At 47.4% G+C, this 16,217-nt stretch carries 17 protein-coding genes; 5 read left to right on the top strand and 12 right to left on the bottom strand.

Annotated features, from left to right (window positions below):
• Nucleotides 1–188: 188 nt before the first annotated feature.
• From HNR77_RS11370 to HNR77_RS11345, 6 genes are all read right to left on the bottom strand, one after another.
• The gene (locus HNR77_RS11370; protein WP_184183882.1) at nt 189–707 is read right to left on the bottom strand and encodes a BAR domain-containing protein; all 519 of its coding nucleotides are present in this window, start codon (nt 705–707) and stop codon (nt 189–191) included.
• A gap of 128 nt (nt 708–835) precedes the next feature.
• Nucleotides 836–1,585, bottom strand: a complete 750-nt coding sequence (locus HNR77_RS11365) for a YdcF family protein (RefSeq protein WP_184183879.1) — start codon at nt 1,583–1,585, stop codon at nt 836–838.
• Between the two features lie 23 nt (nt 1,586–1,608).
• A complete protein-coding gene (locus HNR77_RS11360; protein WP_184183877.1) occupies nt 1,609–2,160 on the bottom strand; it encodes a nucleotidyltransferase family protein in 552 nt (183 codons plus the stop codon).
• A 196-nt stretch (nt 2,161–2,356) separates the two neighbouring features.
• Nucleotides 2,357–3,202, bottom strand: coding sequence for an AraC family transcriptional regulator (locus tag HNR77_RS11355; RefSeq protein ID WP_184183874.1), 846 nt, complete (start codon nt 3,200–3,202; stop codon nt 2,357–2,359).
• A 107-nt stretch (nt 3,203–3,309) separates the two neighbouring features.
• On the bottom strand, nt 3,310–4,182 hold the full coding sequence (locus HNR77_RS11350) for a DMT family transporter (RefSeq protein WP_260410506.1): 873 nt from the start codon (nt 4,180–4,182) through the stop codon (nt 3,310–3,312).
• 36 nt (nt 4,183–4,218) lie between these two features.
• Nucleotides 4,219–5,175 carry a metallophosphoesterase family protein gene (locus HNR77_RS11345; RefSeq protein ID WP_184183869.1) on the bottom strand — a complete coding sequence of 319 codons (957 nt, stop codon included), beginning with the start codon at nt 5,173–5,175 and terminating at the stop codon, nt 4,219–4,221.
• A gap of 276 nt (nt 5,176–5,451) precedes the next feature.
• On the opposite strand from HNR77_RS11345, the gene HNR77_RS11340 reads away from it, so the two are divergent.
• A complete protein-coding gene (locus HNR77_RS11340) occupies nt 5,452–6,222 on the top strand; it encodes a DeoR/GlpR family DNA-binding transcription regulator (RefSeq protein WP_184183867.1) in 771 nt (256 codons plus the stop codon).
• A gap of 70 nt (nt 6,223–6,292) precedes the next feature.
• On the opposite strand, the gene HNR77_RS11335 is transcribed toward HNR77_RS11340, so the two are convergent.
• Nucleotides 6,293–6,829, bottom strand: a complete 537-nt coding sequence (locus HNR77_RS11335; protein ID WP_184183866.1) for a hypothetical protein — start codon at nt 6,827–6,829, stop codon at nt 6,293–6,295.
• A 158-nt stretch (nt 6,830–6,987) separates the two neighbouring features.
• On the opposite strand from HNR77_RS11335, the gene HNR77_RS11330 reads away from it, so the two are divergent.
• The 4 genes from HNR77_RS11330 (at nt 6,988) to HNR77_RS11315 (ending at nt 10,296) form a co-directional block, all read left to right on the top strand.
• Nucleotides 6,988–7,257 carry a SunI/YnzG family protein gene (locus HNR77_RS11330; protein ID WP_184183864.1) on the top strand — a complete coding sequence of 90 codons (270 nt, stop codon included), beginning with the start codon at nt 6,988–6,990 and terminating at the stop codon, nt 7,255–7,257.
• A gap of 241 nt (nt 7,258–7,498) precedes the next feature.
• Entirely contained in the window at nt 7,499–8,440 is a 942-nt protein-coding gene (locus HNR77_RS11325) for a DUF5643 domain-containing protein (RefSeq protein ID WP_184183862.1), read from the top strand.
• Between the two features lie 91 nt (nt 8,441–8,531).
• A complete protein-coding gene (locus HNR77_RS11320) occupies nt 8,532–9,125 on the top strand; it encodes an RNA polymerase sigma factor (RefSeq protein ID WP_184183860.1) in 594 nt (197 codons plus the stop codon).
• The gene (locus HNR77_RS11315) at nt 9,097–10,296 is read left to right on the top strand and encodes a DUF4179 domain-containing protein (RefSeq protein WP_184183858.1); all 1,200 of its coding nucleotides are present in this window, start codon (nt 9,097–9,099) and stop codon (nt 10,294–10,296) included. Before HNR77_RS11320 ends, HNR77_RS11315 begins: the two co-directional genes overlap by 29 nt.
• Before the next feature lie 104 nt (nt 10,297–10,400).
• On the opposite strand, the gene HNR77_RS11310 is transcribed toward HNR77_RS11315, so the two are convergent.
• The 5 genes from HNR77_RS11310 to HNR77_RS11290 form a co-directional block, all read right to left on the bottom strand.
• Nucleotides 10,401–11,579 (bottom strand): DUF4272 domain-containing protein, encoded by a 1,179-nt coding sequence (locus HNR77_RS11310; RefSeq protein ID WP_184183856.1) that lies wholly within the window; start codon nt 11,577–11,579, stop codon nt 10,401–10,403.
• Nucleotides 11,580–11,653: 74 nt separating this feature from the next.
• Nucleotides 11,654–12,874 carry an RtcB family protein gene (locus HNR77_RS11305; RefSeq protein WP_184183853.1) on the bottom strand — a complete coding sequence of 407 codons (1,221 nt, stop codon included), beginning with the start codon at nt 12,872–12,874 and terminating at the stop codon, nt 11,654–11,656.
• A gap of 108 nt (nt 12,875–12,982) precedes the next feature.
• Nucleotides 12,983–13,444 (bottom strand): GNAT family N-acetyltransferase, encoded by a 462-nt coding sequence (locus HNR77_RS11300; protein WP_184183850.1) that lies wholly within the window; start codon nt 13,442–13,444, stop codon nt 12,983–12,985.
• A 2-nt stretch (nt 13,445–13,446) separates the two neighbouring features.
• Nucleotides 13,447–13,893: a GNAT family N-acetyltransferase gene (locus HNR77_RS11295; protein ID WP_184183847.1), complete on the bottom strand. Its 447-nt coding sequence runs from the start codon at nt 13,891–13,893 to the stop codon at nt 13,447–13,449.
• A gap of 177 nt (nt 13,894–14,070) precedes the next feature.
• Nucleotides 14,071–16,167 (bottom strand): S-layer homology domain-containing protein, encoded by a 2,097-nt coding sequence (locus HNR77_RS11290; RefSeq protein ID WP_184183844.1) that lies wholly within the window; start codon nt 16,165–16,167, stop codon nt 14,071–14,073.
• Nucleotides 16,168–16,217: the final 50 nt, after the last annotated feature.

The following is a 16,217-nucleotide window of genomic DNA, read 5'->3' as shown; positions in this document are numbered from 1 at the left end:
AATCATGCTATCTTGCCTGTATATCAGATTAAACAACACTATGGAGCATTTCGTTTGACGCCGCGCACACATTTTTCCTGGCTTGCTTGGGCCACTATACACATACATCTCTACAGCTTTATTCAGACACCCGATTCACGTTTGAAACAAGCTGCTCCCGCAGCGATCTAACCAAACAGTGAAGCACCTTACTTCACACCAAGCCCAACATAGAGCTTGTTTCGCTCTTCATTGGCCCAGACATTTGCAGCATCCTGTTCAAGCCGATATTGAAGCTCATCATGGAAATCATGAATCATATAACCTTCAGGCAGTTCACCCAGCATTGCAGCAAAATCATACTCTGGCAGAATTTGCTGCCCCTCACCGATCTGCTTCAGCCAGTTCATCCAGTCGTGCAGCGCAAAAATCCCTTCCTGCCATAACTCCGCTTGCAGTCCAAGCACATCCTGAAGCTGCTCGTAATGAAAGGAATCCTGAAATTGGCGACACGCCTTGACACCCAGTTCATACAGCTCGATCGCGGCTTGGCGAGTATCATGCTTCAGTTGGCTCTCCAGACCTCCCAGGTAATCCTCAACCCTAATGTGCCGCCCGTCATCATATAATAAAGGCGCATGGGCCAGCATGCGTATAATATCCTGCATCTCATCGTTCGTAACCTTTTTTTGCTCCGCCAAAGCGGGTAATTGATATGCTGTAATCATCGTTCACTCCTGCCTCATTCTTGTATGATTGTCGTATATTATATCACGAAAAAAGCAATGCTCCGCTCACTTGCAGCAGGCATTGCTTGATATAGTTAGTAAATAAAGGAATTATCACGCATGCACGCTCAGTGAATAAACAAGTAAAGCAGTGCCTTGATCGTGCCAAAATATTCACGGATCATATTGATCGGCTTCAGATAACCAGGCGAGGGGGCGGATATGCCGTATTCAGCGGCGTAGCCGTTTTTGGCAGCGATATATTTCGCTCTGAACATATGGTAGTCACTCGTTACAATCATAATTTCGGGATGTTCAATCCCCGCAGCATCCATTATTTTTTTGGAAAAAGCCAGATTCTCCTGTGTTGTGGTCGAGCGGTCCTCCATCGTGATCTGAGCAGGATCGATGCCCTGATCCACCAAATAATTTCTCATGGCAAGCGCTTCAGGAATGGATTCACCAGGCCCTTGTCCCCCGGATACAATTACCGGAATCTGCGGATGACTGCGGATATATTCCAGACTGGCATCAAGTCGCTGCTGCAAAGTCAACGTCAATTCCGTGCCTTTGATCCCCGAGCCCAGAATGATAACATAATCGGCTTGCTCCGTATCCTTTGACCCCAGCTGGGTGAACACAAGTGCCTCTATAATAACGAAAGAAACAGCCACGATTCCGAACCCGGTCAGCAGTATGCGCTTCAGCCAGATATATTTCTCGTAATTGATGCGTCTTAATAGGATGAATGCTGCAGTTATTAACGTAAAAAATTGCACGGCGAAGTTCCAGCCCCAGAATACCAGAAAAAACGCCAGACAAACCAGCAGAATCAGATCAAAAATGTGTCCCTTCTCCCGTATAAACTTCAGAATCAATACAGTACCACTCCCTTCTATACTTATGCCCGTACAATCGTCAGTTTAGGCCAGTGTTCGTTCCAGTTTTTTTGAAGAACACGCTTGTTATAATAGGCTGTATCCGCGAAAGAAGGGCTTTTGCGCACAACCAGCATATATAAATCCTCTAGCCCATAAGGAGCACATATCCTGATTTGATCTTGTGCATCCAGCCGCACCGCGATGGCTGTTACACACTCCGGCCAATAACGCAGTGCATCCTCTGTAGACTGATACGGTGCGTCACCATTTCGCAGATGCATTCTCGCCTGGTTTTTCACCGACCACTTGTCATTGCCTGTAACAGCACAAAGCTCACGCTCAAGCTGGCTATCCCGTGCTTCAGACAGATTCGTGGCATCATAATAAACTACATCAATATCACTGTGCAGCTCTCGTCTCGCATATCCATGAAGCTCATCCCATATGTAATTACGAATATAGCCCGCACCGATATAACAATCGGGCAGCTGAAGCTCACGCACACGTCGCAAATCCTGTATGATCTGTTCCTGCTGCCGCAGTGTTCTGACCAGCTGTTCCTCGTACTGCACGGCATTCCCTCCCTAACTCAAGCCTGCTCACTCAAAGAGAGATCAACTACTCTTTTCTTTGCTATTTTCCAATATACCATGTTTCTATCTCTCGAATAAAATAAACAACTCCCCTCAAGCTGATATTTCCAAGCACATCCACAGCGAATGCACATTGAAAACTACGGTTCCTGAGAGGAGTTGTGATTGAAGCATTTTATTTAATCGGTATCCAGATCTGAGGCGCATCGTACATGCCCCGATAAACCTCAAGCTCCGGCAGCCAGGCATGTTCATAAGGGTTGGACGGAAACCATTCCGTTACAATTCGCTTCCACAGCTTTTGCATGCCTTGGGGCATGGGCTCCTGAACCTCAAATACCGCCCAATTGCTGGCTGGCAGCGTTAATACAGATAGTCCTTCTTGCTGCTCGCCTGTATAGGTTGTGGCAATCCAGTATTCCATCTGTTTGTCCTGAATTTCACCCTGATCCACGCAGACGCCAAGCAAACCCGGAATCACTCCGTCATTCAGCGCACCAATTCGATCCTCCATGCCACTCTTATATGTCTCCTGCCACATCGTTCCAATCCCCTGCAAATGCTGTCCGTCCACGTAAGAGAACGTTTGTCTGACACCTGTAATGGAAAAGGCCCCTTGCTCAACAAGTTGAACCTTCATTGGCTCGACCCCCTGCAAACTTACTTGAATAACCAGACGATTATACGACTGAACGGGTGCACCGGATTTTCGCAGCTCACTTGGTGTAACGCCATGTTGTCTCTGAAATGCTTTGGAAAAGGATTCCGGTGTCTCATAGCCATACTTGAGTGCCACGTCCACAATTCTGTAATCCCCTTGCAGCAATTCATGGGCAGCAAGTGTCAGCCTTCTGCGCCGGATATATTCGGCCACGGTCACATCCGTCATCAGAGCAAAGATACGCTGAAAATGAAACGCTGACATATGTGCCTGTGCTGCAACCTTTTCCACCGTCACAGACTCCAGCAAATGTTCTTCTATATAGTGTACAGACTTCTGTATGGATTCAATCCAGTTCATACGTTACATCACTCCTTGCTCCCTATCATACAGGATACAGCGAGCAGAAGCCTGTCTTATCTTGCTTTCATCTGTCCAGTCGAACCTGATCTTGGCTTTCCAGAAACTTACCCCCACATACCAATCAGCAGAATTCCGCCAAAAATCACGATGGAACATAGAATACGTTTCATGCCCTGCTGTTCTTTTAATAACCATATACCGAGAAAAGCCGCAAACACGGTTCCCACTTCCCGCAGCGGACCCAGCCTGGCCATCGGGGCCTGCTCCAGCGCAAACAGAAAAAGCAGATATGAGCCCGGGTTCAGCAAAGCTCCCAGCATAATGGTTGAACGATTCAGCTTCCACTCTCGCCGCAGGCCGCCCGAAGCGAGCAGGGCCGGTGTTAACCCCGCCACAAAGCCGATGTTTGTTACTTCCAGCAGTGCCAGAGGCGAAATATGCTGCAAATTCAATTTATCTACAAAGACGTAACTGGTCGTACAAAGCCCAACACATAAGGCCATAAGTATCGGCTTTGCCCCCTGGACTCCAGCTCCAGAACCGGAAGCATGCCTCCGGTTCCCTATGCCGCTGAGAATCGTGAACCCGACAATCATGCAGGCGATACCCATCCAGCCGTATACAGACAGCTTTTCCCCTAGAAAAGCCACCCCGATCAAAGGCACCAGCAGTGTGCTCGTTCCCCGCATAATCGGATAAATCTGGGACAGATCGCCAAGCTCATACGTTCGGGACAACAACCACGAATACAATGCCTGCAGCCCCATCGACAAGATTAACAGCATATAGACTGGCATCGTCAGCGGCTCACGGGACAATTCCATCACTAGCACAGGCAGCAGCAGCACTGTTGGGATCATCATAATGGACCACAAAAACACACTTTTGTTCAAACTCCGCTTCGTAAACATACTCCAGACGGCATGCGCCATCCCCGAAGCAAGCACCAGAATTAAAGGTAAAATCATGCTGTTCATATTCCTCTCTTGTTCTCTTGCTCACGCATGCAGCTTCTAATGAATCTCAGGCTGATGCTCCGGCTGCTCCTTCACTACCGATCCGTCCTCCAGACGCAGCCAGGTATCAAACGTGCGCTCACCTTCCCGCAATCGAATGACACGCCCCCCGCGCAGCATGCCATCTCTTCCATAGGTACTGTGACCGCTGGAACGTCCGTAGCAGAGATGAATTCCGTGATACTGCCCGTGAAAATCATTCACATGATCATGCCCGCAGAACGTGCCCATCACATCCCCCATCTCCAGCAGCGCAGCGAACAACCCTGAATTAACTTGTGCTGCGCAGACGGGTTCAAATTTATGGCCATAACAGGTCTGCGTATCCCACATCGTCTGATATTCCGGGATCGGAATATGTAAAAACGCCAAGGCTGGCAGCTTATCCCCGCGACTGCGGCCGGGATTGACGCGTATGGATTCATCCATCAGCCACCGCAGCTGACTCTGCTGAATCCAGTCATAACCCGGGATCGATTCCACGGTTGAATAACTCCCCGAATCGAGCAGGTACAGGACAGCTGCCGGAAGGCCATCAGCCCCGGCAATCTCCAGCGTGTAATTGCCCAGCCCCGCAATGTCACGCGGTCCCTCTTCTGTCACGCTGTACGCATGTTCCTGAACAACCTGCATGAGCTCCGTCTGGGTGATTCGCTGCTCGGCATCATGGTTGCCGAACACAAAAGCCCACGGTACTCCGCTCTGCTCTACAACCGAGACGGCATCACGGAAGGCCTGCTCTGGATGCTCGCATGCCTTGTTTCCCGGCTCGACAGGCCCGGTGTAGATCACATCGCCAGTAAACACAACGAGATCAGGCTGCTCCAGCTCGATGATGCTCTGCATCATCCGCCGGGTGCGAAGATCCTCAGGCCGTCCGTCCTTCCAATGCAGATCGGTGAATTGTACGATGGTAAAGGTGCTATTTTCGCGAAAAGAAAGATGCGGTTTCAAATGTTTCGTCCTCCCCGGAATTACTCTTAACCCTTTGTGTGATTGTAAGCAAATCACCGTGGTTTTTAGTTTTTTTCATGTGGTTTTAAGTTGTTTTATATGATGCTACTCTTACTTGATACAGCTGTCAATATATCTTTCAATATATATTTCCAGCGGAATATAAGTTGCTTTTCCTGTTTGAAATTGACAGCAGACTATCATCAAAATTACACTAGAAGAAACAACAACAATCCACAACAATTAAAGATTGAGAATATAAGGAGGGCGGACCAGATGTCATTAACATACGAGGAACGAAAACATACTATTCTTGCCCAGCTTGCCACACAAGGCAAAGTTCAGGTGCAGACATTGGCTCAGCTGTTTCAGGTGTCTACCGAGACGATTCGACGTGATCTGGACCGTCTGGAGAAAGAAGGCGAGCTGCGTAAAGTGTATGGGGGCGCTGTACGTGTGCGCTCAGGCATGGTGGAGGCCCCTTTTCAAAAGCGTTCACAGCTTCAGCTCCAGGAAAAACAGTCTATTGGCGCCGCTGCCGCTGCACTCGTTGAAGACGGTGAAACGATTATGCTCGACAATGGCACTACTCCGATTGAAATTATGCGGCATCTGCAGCATCGTTCTCAGGTCACGGTCATTACCAATTCAGTTCCCGTTCTGACCATGGCCATGGAGTCCTTTGCAGGGAAAATCATTTTTGCCGGGGGAGAAATTCATAAGGCGGTGCAAGCGTCTACCGGCCCTGCGGCTCATGAGATGCTGGATCAATTCAAAGTGAACAAAGCCTTCATCTCGGCCGGTGGTATTTCGTTCTCGGACGGCATCACCGATTATGTACTGGAGGAAGCGCTGATCTCTCGTAAAATGATTGAACGGGCAGAAGAAGCGATTTTAGTGGCCGATCATAGCAAGTTTGGACGCTCGACTTTTGCTAAAATCGCAGCTCTGGAGCATATTTCCATGGTCATCACAGATGCAGGCTGTCCTTTAGAATGGCTTGAACATTTAAAGCGGCTGGAGATTGAATCGGTCATTGCGAATTGACAATGGACTCGGCTTTCAAAGTCATTAGCTTGGATTATTCCTCCGAGCAAATCCAGCTTAATCAGCAAACTTAACGAAAGGCATCAATAACCCGATTGTCCCAGACCTGAACCTCAATATATCGTTCGGGCCCCTGCTCGCCCGTTCGATTCCAATCCTGCGGAAAGCCATAGGTCTGTATCTGTTCAATGATTTCATGTTTGGTAAAGACCTGCTTGCGATAAGGTTTATCATCGGCATAACGCATCGTTGGAAAGAGATCGCCATACGTGAAGCTCACAACCTCTGCCGGCAGCTTATGCCACGGAATGATAACATGTTTTGGTTCCAAGTACCAGGATTCAAGCCAAGGGCATTCACCAAGGGTCAGATATTGCGGGTAGGGTTGAACCGGCTGACCTCCTTTGGCCAGAAACTTCGCAAATGCCATCTGCTCAAGCTCCCTTCTGATAGCCATATACTCAGCAGACCGCTGACTGGCAAAAGTTCGTCCGTTCTCCCGAATCTGCTGCGAGATTGTCTCTGACTCTTCCAGGGATAAACTGGAGAGATTGCAGAAAGGGCCTCTCCCTTTTTCAAAATAATGATACGCATCCAGGCATTCCATACAGCTCATCTCCTATATCCCCATTAGGTCAATGATGTATTTAACCCCATACCTGACTCCACCTATATTAATTAGGGATTTTTAACCAAAAATGATATACTAAAACTAAACTATTCTCATCCAACTATTTTAACTTCTTAGATCAAGGAGGTCATTTGATGTTTGGTGTAAGCGCAAAACAAGTAGAGGATCGACTGGTTATCCGTTGGCAATTTTCCAAAATTGAAATCCCTTTTGCACAGATCACATCTGTCACGCTGGACGATACATACGGAGGCAGTGAACCTTCCGCGATTCGGATCGGGCCTGTCAACGGCACCACCGAACGGATTTTGATCCGTACCACTCAGCAATCGTACATTCTATTTACAAACAGCCTGAATTTGTATCCCGCAATTAAAACCCTCCTTACTCACTCGGCTAGTTAATGGTCCGTTTGACGAGCTTCTCATATTTTTAAACGCCGTAGAGAACGTTCTGCGGCTTTTTTCTTATCCTTAATAAATCCCTCTCTATTACAGCGTATCTTAGACCGAACTGATACATAAAAAGACATAACTCATGCTCCATGCTCCGTCTATAAGGTCTCTTATTCTATTCATGTCACAATATCAAGATCAGAATTGTTACATAGATATCCGGATAATCATATGACATAGGAGGAAAAGCATGAAAGATCAAATGAGGAAGAACCTCTCATTAAGAAGAGTGGCTGTGGCTTGTTTTATGGCTGCGGCTGTAACAACGACAGGAACAGGAGCATTGTGGAACTTTTCATCTACAGCAGAAGCAGCTCAAGCAAGTAAGGCAAACGCCAAAAGTGTAACTCATGATGGGGTTAAACTTACGTTGTCTGAGGTAGAGTATGATGGTTTGTTACTAAAAATAACGATAAAACGTGAAGGCAAGGGTCTGCCTGAGGGAATGATGGCTTCCTATAATCAAAAAAATATCGTGAAAGGCCATCTGAAGACACCTGAAATTCTAATCAATGGTCAAAAAGACAATAAAGCCACGTTTGGATTACGTAGTCATGTAAAAGAAAAAAATAGTGCCATTTTGGAATATAAATCCGACTCTCTTCCAGACCAATTTGAATTGACCCTTCGAATGCCTGTAAGCAGCATTAAGGAGTTCTTCGAGTTTAAGATTCCTGTTAAGAAACAAAACGGAATCATTCAAATCAAACCGAATCAGACAAAGGAAAGCAAAGGCTTCAGTTATACAGTAAAAAAAATAAATGTAACTTCTACCCAGACCCAACTCGTGCTGGATAGCCAAGGAAAAGTACCTGCTTCCTCCAAGCAAACGGGGGTATATGCACCAACCATGATGTATTACGACATGGTAGATGACCAGGGCAAGACGCTGAAGCAGAAACAATTAAGTTTCTATTCCAAAAAGCCCGGCACGACGTATCACATTGACGAACTATATGATGCCGTCAGTCCGCAAACCAAGTCGATCACAATCAAACCTTACACCTTCACAGTAAAACCTTCGGATTGGAGCATTGTCGGAGAAAAAGTGGACAAAAACGGGAAAATCGTTAGCTCCGGAACGAAAACATACATCAAGGAATTAGAAATGAAAGTTAACATTACAAAATAACCTCAATTCACATCACAAAATAACTTTTAATCATGTCACAGATGAACTCTTTCAGATTGTTATATAAACATCAAGACAAGGAGGTGAGCCCATGCAGGCCGCCATCCCCGGGGACATGCAGGTTAGGAAAGAAAAAAATGAACGAATCGAACGAGCTGTACAGCGAGTGATCACTGGCGAAAAAGAAGCCTATGAGCTGATCATACAGGAATTCGAGCGTCAGATGTACACCTATTGTTATTACATTCTTAAAGATCATCAAGAGACTGAGGATGCTGTACAGGAGATTTTCATCCGGGCCTACGAGAATCTGAGTAGTTATAAAAGAAAGGTCAGCTTCTCCTCGTGGCTGTATAAAGTAGCCTACAATCATTTGATGAATATGAAGAAAAGGCACAGCCGCTGGTTGAAGCTGGTGGATGAGTATAAACACCACAAACCTGTCGTACAGGAATATCCTTATGCAACAGTTATTGAAGAGCTCATGGAATATTTGACACCGGAAGAACGTCACATCCTGCTGTTGAAGGCTGTGGAACAGTACACCTTTGAGGAGATTGCCATCATTATGAATACCAGGTCTGCTACCCTGCGCAAGAAGTACGAACGTCTTCGCCGTAAACTGATGGAGCAGACAACCAAAGGAGGACAACTGCATGGACAAACAGCCCAGCCCTTTTCCTGACCAGCGGCTTGAAGAATTGGAGCAGCGAATACGCAACACACCCATGCCGCGACATAGTATGAGCAGTGAAATTATGAATCAAATCGGAGGAAGAAACATGAACAAACCACGGAATGGATCTACAATACTAAAACGGACGTTAACCGCAGCCTCCATTGCTGCAGTTATGGGCGCAGGTGCTATAGGCGCAGGATTCGTATCACCAACAATGGCTAGTGCATTGAAACAAATTCCAGGAATCGGATCTATGTTCTACGGGCTGAGTTCTGACGAGATTGGACGAGCAGTGGATCAAGGTATCCTGACACAGCCGCTGAAACAGATCACCAAAGACGGAGTGACCTTAACACTTACAAACGTATTATATGACGGAACCCGTCTGAGCTACACCATTGAACGTGCCGGAGAGCATCTCCCGCAGGAAGTCCCTAGCCCGTACATTCCTATGGAAAGCGAGATTATTTCGGGAGACAACGAATGGAAGAAATCTCGCCAGGTACCGGAACAGCAGCAGAAGAAGGGCTATGTCACAGCACCTGAAACCTTTATTAACAATGAAGAGTTGAAGTCCTTTCGCTCTTTTGGAGATGATATCGGCAACTCAAACGCTGTGTTTGCTGAATATACGAATCTAGGCTCACTGCCTAATGAATTTGAGCTTACCGTTCGGACAAAAGTAACTCGGGTAGAGGAACCTTTTGAATTCAAAGTACCCGTAAAAATCAGTGACACCAAACTTGTCATTCAACCGAATGAGACAAAAAGCTACGAAAATTTCAGTTACACCTTGCAAAAAATAGAATCTACCGTAACCAATACACGCCTAATTCTCGAAAGCACGGGAAAGGTGCCCGCTTCCTCTGAGCAAACAGGAAAATATGCTCCGACCATGATGTACTATGAGATCGTAGACGATCAAGGCAAAGTTCTGAATCAACGGAAGCTTGGCTTCTTCCACAGGGCTCCCGATCTGGAGTATCAAGTGGATGAATTGTATGATGCGATCAGTCCAAACGCAAAATCAGTGACGATCAAACCGTACACATTCACAGTCAACACGGACAATTGGAGCGTTGTAGGAGAGAAGCTGGACGAAAAGGGCAGAGTTTTGAGCAGCGGCGATAAGACATATATCAAAGAGCTGGAAACGAATGTTCCCCTTAAACCGTAACCCTCAAGCACTCCATAACACTCTATAGCAACCTTGTTCAACATGAGCACGTATAAGATAAAAGCCACGAATCAGATCGAATCGATCAGTTTCGTGGCTTTTTGTTACGTATCCGTACGCACCTCGTCCCAATCCTGATCGAGATAACAGATCAGCCAGTTGAGTGCGCGATGCCGTTCATAGGCTACACCGGGATTGAGCCCGGCAGGCGCAGCTTCCCCTTTAATCCGGCTGTTCACACACACCCAGTTGTACCGATAAATCAGGTCGGCCTCATCCAGAATTTCGTTTTTGCTACGCAGTGTGGCTTCTGATAGAAATTCCGCAAAGCTATCCTTTTGCTGTAAATAACCGACATCCTTGCTTACGTTACACAGCTCTGTCGGTGCACCCAATTCCTCTACGTACCCAAGAGCCCATAACATGACATGGTATGCCTCATATCCCCAGGAGAAACGAATGACATCCTGCTGCTCTGCTCCATGCTGATCCAGAAATGACTTTTCATCGGGAGAAAAAAAGCTGGATGCATCATATTTATCGATCACTTCCTGCACAAGTGCTGCGGTGTCATCGTCACTTTCGCCTGCTCCCAGACACTCGTCCTTCAGTGCAGCCAGGCAGAGAGCAACGGCACGCTGCGCCACCTCTTCCTTCGTTCGAATCGTCGTGTCTTTCTCCCCTGCTCGTGCCGGCAGATTCACATTATACGGAATCCCCTCTTCTGTCAGCCGCTGCTCTGAATGTGCCTTGCGCTCTGAAGCATCCGCTGAAGGCGGGCGGGTGTCATCCAGATAACTGGTGTGTGCGGTTACCGTGTAATCCTCTACCTCGGATTCACCATTCACATCCAGGAGCAGCTGACCCTGAGCATTCAGCAGGGAGCCGCCTCCCCAGAAAATGACGGCATCCAGCGCTTCAGCCAACTGCAATAATTCGTTAAAGAACTCTTCCGAGATATCTTCCTCGGTCTCAATGCCAATTACCATGTTCAGGGTGGAGCACTTGATCAGTACCTTTTCCTGAAGCGCAGCATTACGCCCCTCGATCTGACTTAGAAAACCAAGCATGCCCTGAATCATCGTGCCGAACTCTTCGGGATGGGTCTGGCTGGTCATGATATTGAAACCTTTCGTTTTTTTGCTGAACCACTTTTTCCGGGTCACTTGAATGTGCGTCTGGTCTTCTCCTCGCTGAATGGAAGCGTCAGGATAGATGGATTGAATGATCTCATATAGCTGCTCCAGATCAAACTGGGAGCTGTATATTGCACAATTTCTCATTGCGTTCGTCCTCTCTTATGTCAGAGTTTGCTTCAAAATGATGAGTCCTCGATCAGCCTTTGATTAAACCTTGATTAGTCCTTGTAAGGATCAAACTCATTGCTTCCAGCCATCGCAACGCCTACCGGGCGCAGCACATGATTGATTTTGAGCGTATTTGCATGTGCAGTCAGCACATCCTGCAATTTCTTGTATACGAACGGGCTTTCATCCGTGCCAGCTCCGCGAAGCTCTACCCCGTAAGCCCGAATCGCCGCCTGCATCTGCTCTTCACTAATCTCGCCGCCCATACGTTTGCGGAGCTTATAATTCATTTTGCCTGCCGCCTGGGTACGACTCATGATGCGCCCGGCTCCGTGAACCGTGCTGCGGAAGGAATCGGTATTTTCCTCACTCTGGATACCCTCCACAATGACGGACATGTCTCCCATGCTCCCACCAACAAAACCAAGCTGCCCTGGAGCCAGTGGTGTAGCCCCTTTACGAACAACAACGACTTCCTCGCCCATATGCTGCTCTTTCCACGCAAAGTTATGATGATTATGTACGGCATATTCAGCACTCGCACCAAGGATACCCAGCACCTGCTCAATCACGTAATCTCGTCCGGCATATGCATAACGCCCAGCCAGTGTCATACCTGCCCAATACATATCACCCATTTCACTGTCCAGATCAAACAGGGTTGGCGGCTGATCCATCGATTCACCCGGAGCTTTACCACTGAACTCTCGTCTTGCTGCCAGATTGAGGAACCCGCTCGCCACTTTATGCCCGAAGCCACGGCTGCCGAAATGATTGGCAATCCATACCTTGCCCGTCTTCTCCTCCACGAAAATATCCACAAAATGATTGCCGCTGCCCACGGTTCCAAGTTGATTACGTGCCAGAACTTTCAGCTTCTGCTGCAGTCCGCTTTCGATCGAATCAAAAAGCTTCCAGCTCGGATCATCGAACAGCTCATGCTCGACTGGAGTAGGGTTGTTACGGCCTACGCCGAATGAGATGGTTGTCTGAATATCATCCATAATGACGGCAATCCGGTCACGAATATCGTCCCACATCAGATTGGTGCGCACAGCTTTGTTACCGCAGGCAATGTCATAACCTACCCCGGATGGACTGATCATGTTGCGATAAGCAACAACCCCGCCAATCGGCTGCGAATATCCCTTGTGATGGTCGGCCATAAGAGCTACACCCAGCACGTCTCCATGTTGGGAACAAGTTACCGCCTGACTCACAGCATTCTCCAGCGGTTCCCCCCAGACCTTAATGTTATCCACGATACGCATGTTTCGGTAACCTCCTATGTATTCTTTTTCTGAAAGTGTAACAAAAAAAGAGAGCGTCCGCTAAGGGTTCACTCCCTCTTTCACGATGTGGAGGAACACATCTTCCTCCTATTTCTTGTCTTCCAAATGTTTGCGATACCCTTGAACCAATTCGTCCCTAAAGCCCAGTTTCTCATAAAATCTATGCGCTTCCTTACGCTGATCACCGGACACCAGAATGATGTAAGCACACCCCAGATCTTTCGCAATCTGTTCAATCTGAAGCATCAGCTTCTGTCCGATGCCCTGCCTGCGTACACGATCCGAAACAATGACGTTTTCTACAACCATAAATGGCTCGCATGAACCCATTAAATCCATACACTCAATCCCCATGACCGATCCAACAAGCTCATTATGATCATAGGCTCCAAGCACATAGTAATGCCCGTTCTTCTCCATATATTGAAACGTTTTTTGCATTTGCTGCTCATTCATCTGCTGTTCATCGGGCGGTGTGCCCATTAATTCATGATATAGCTGGTTTAGCCCCGGCAAATCCTGTGGTTCAATCTGCTTGATCGTAATCATCGTTAGACATCACTCCCGTTCTCAGGTGAAATATCCTTTTTGAAATAATAATGCTGGTGTCCCGTGGGTGCATTTTCAATCATGGTCATGAGCTGATATCCGTGTTTTCGATAAAATTCCGGAGCCTGATACGAGAACGTGTTCAACATGATGAAATCACAGCCCTTCTCCCGGGCCAAACGCTCAACCTCCAGAAGCAGCTGTGTCCCATATCCTTTGTGTCTTTCGTTCGCATCGACCCACAAAATATCCAGCTCTACCCAGTTCCAGCATAGCGTGCTGAGTACCCCGGCCACGATCTGTCCCGTTTCGTTTCGAATATGGAAGTGAAGCTCCTCGTATCGATCTCTTAACGCTTCGTTCACATGTGCCGCGTTATAAGCTATTAATTGCTGGCGAACATATGCGGAATCCTCTGCTGTGCTTGGTGTGATGTTTACAAGTGTCATTCTTTATTCCCCTTTTCGTCATGATGTAATTCATTATAAATCAGGGCTGCTTCCCATCGTTTGCATTCGAACACGACTCCACTTCATCTTATACAATTTGATCTAAAATAGAAACAACGCACCTTCCTGACAGGAAAGTGCGTCTACTGTAAATCATTTTAATCTGATTTCAATTCTCTATTCTTTTTCTTTCAGATCAACATATACGTAACCTATTCCAAGCTTGCCCAAAGGGTCTGTAGCTTCTACCTCAAATCGAACCGGCTGACTGCTCGCTCCAAGTGCAGTAACATACATCTTCTGCCCATCCATTCTGACAGCTGCCAATTGGGCATCAGGCGATTTAGCTTGTAGTACAAGCGTGGACCTGTCGTCATCTTCATCTTCAAACATGTAAGACAGGTCGATTTCAAGCTCACCTTCACCTACATAAGCGATATTCCCCGCAGGGGCCTCTACCACATCAGGTGAAGCATCATCAAAACCATACATCGACAAACGCTGCAGCAGCGCATGATGCATTGTGAAATCGGGCTCTTCTCTAAGACGTATCGGGTTGTCACTGACGTTCAAGTATTTCAGTTCGGGCAAATCAGTAATGCCGGCGGGCAGATGAACAAGCTCATTCCCTTCCACATCCAGAGTCTGCAATGCTTGTAGTCCACCCACGTCCAACGCTGTAAGCCGATTATTTGCCAGATTCAAATACTGCAGCTGATCCAGTCCTGTAACATTCATTTCACTCAGCTTATTCCCTGATAGTTTCAACCAACGTAATTGTTTAAATCCGGAGGCATCCGCTTTGCTTATTTCGTTACCGGAAAGATCAATTTCAACGACATTTAATCCTTTAAATATATCGACACCCGTAAGATCGGAAATACCTGCATTGGTCGCATACAATCCGCCATCCGTCTGAACAAGAGCCTCGGCCAGTTCCTCTCTGGTCAGCGGATCATTCACATCCTTTTGCAGCCAGTACGCCATAGCTCCAGCCAAATGCGGATCAGGGAATTGACGGCTAATCGTATTCACTTGTACTTTAACCTGAAGCTGTGCCGTTACACTTGCACCCTGGTCATCCACGGCTTGAATAGTCAGCATCGTCTCACCGGCATTCCGCGGTACAAGTCGAATCACTTGCCCAATCACAGTATAGGATACGACATTCTCATCCCCCGACAAGACAACATACTTCAATGCTCCACCATCCGGGTCACTGAAATAAGAGGAGGCTTGCCATTCTTTAAAAGGATGATCCAGCGTCAATTCCTGAGCAGGCAAACCTCCCGGAGCAACAACAGGCGCACGGTTACCGCTTCCCGGATTTGACGGATTAGTTGGATTAGAAGGATTCGAGGGGCCAGCAGGGTTACTTGGATTAACCGATCCTGATCCGCTTCCTCCACCTGCTGTTCCACCTGGCGTAGCTCCAGTATTACTGTTATTGTTCCCCGTGCTATTCCCTGTTCCAGCCGATCCTGATGTCGTACCCTGTGTTTCTGTTACCTTGCCCGAATTTTGGTTTGGGGACGCCGGGTTGGAACCACCCTGTTCTGAACCCGCTGCTTCATTCAATGCTTTAATTGCTTCCGTTGCACGCACCGCAATAACAGCCATTTCTTGTCTGGACGTAGAGCGTTTTGGCGCGAAATATCCGTTCTCTCCCTTGAGGATACCTAATTCAACGGCCTGCTGCACACTGGGAAGAGCCCATGCACTAATAACAGCTGTATCCTTAAATGATAAAGATTGCTGCTGATTGGACACCCCATCATACCCTATGCTCTGTAATGTCCGAATCATCGTAACAGCTAGCTCTTCCCTGGTCACTAAACCATTCGCCCGAAACGTTCCATCCGGATATCCCTTCATAATTCCAGATGAATGGAGAGCATAGATATAAGATCCGTTCGCACTCGTTTGCTCCAGATCTTTAAATGACTGACCTGGACGTTGGTTTGACGATGAGGTGTCTATCTCCAGAAGCTGAGCGAGCATATGTGCCAGTTCCCCTCTTGTCATGGATGCGCCCGGGTTGAAACGACCTGCTCCGTCTGGAACAATCAACTGCTGCTGGGCTGCCCTTTCAATGGCTTCCTTGGCCCATGGTGCCGCCTGCTGCAAGTCTTGAATGCTTGTGGCGTCATCAGCCGCACTCACTGCTCCTGGAGCTCCAATGAGCGTCAAGGATAGCATGGCTGCCAAATACGGCGAAACCTTTTTCCTATTGTGCTCAGCGTACCCTTTGCGATTGGATATACGATTAGACATTTCTATACACGACCTCCTACAGGATCTTAACGCTGATGACACCGAAGGTT

Source organism: Paenibacillus sp. JGP012, assembly GCF_014203995.1.
Classification (GTDB): Bacteria; Bacillota; Bacilli; order Paenibacillales; family Paenibacillaceae; genus Paenibacillus; species Paenibacillus silvae.
Note: the sequence above shows the minus strand (reverse complement) of the source record. Positions and strands in the feature narration are given on the sequence as shown.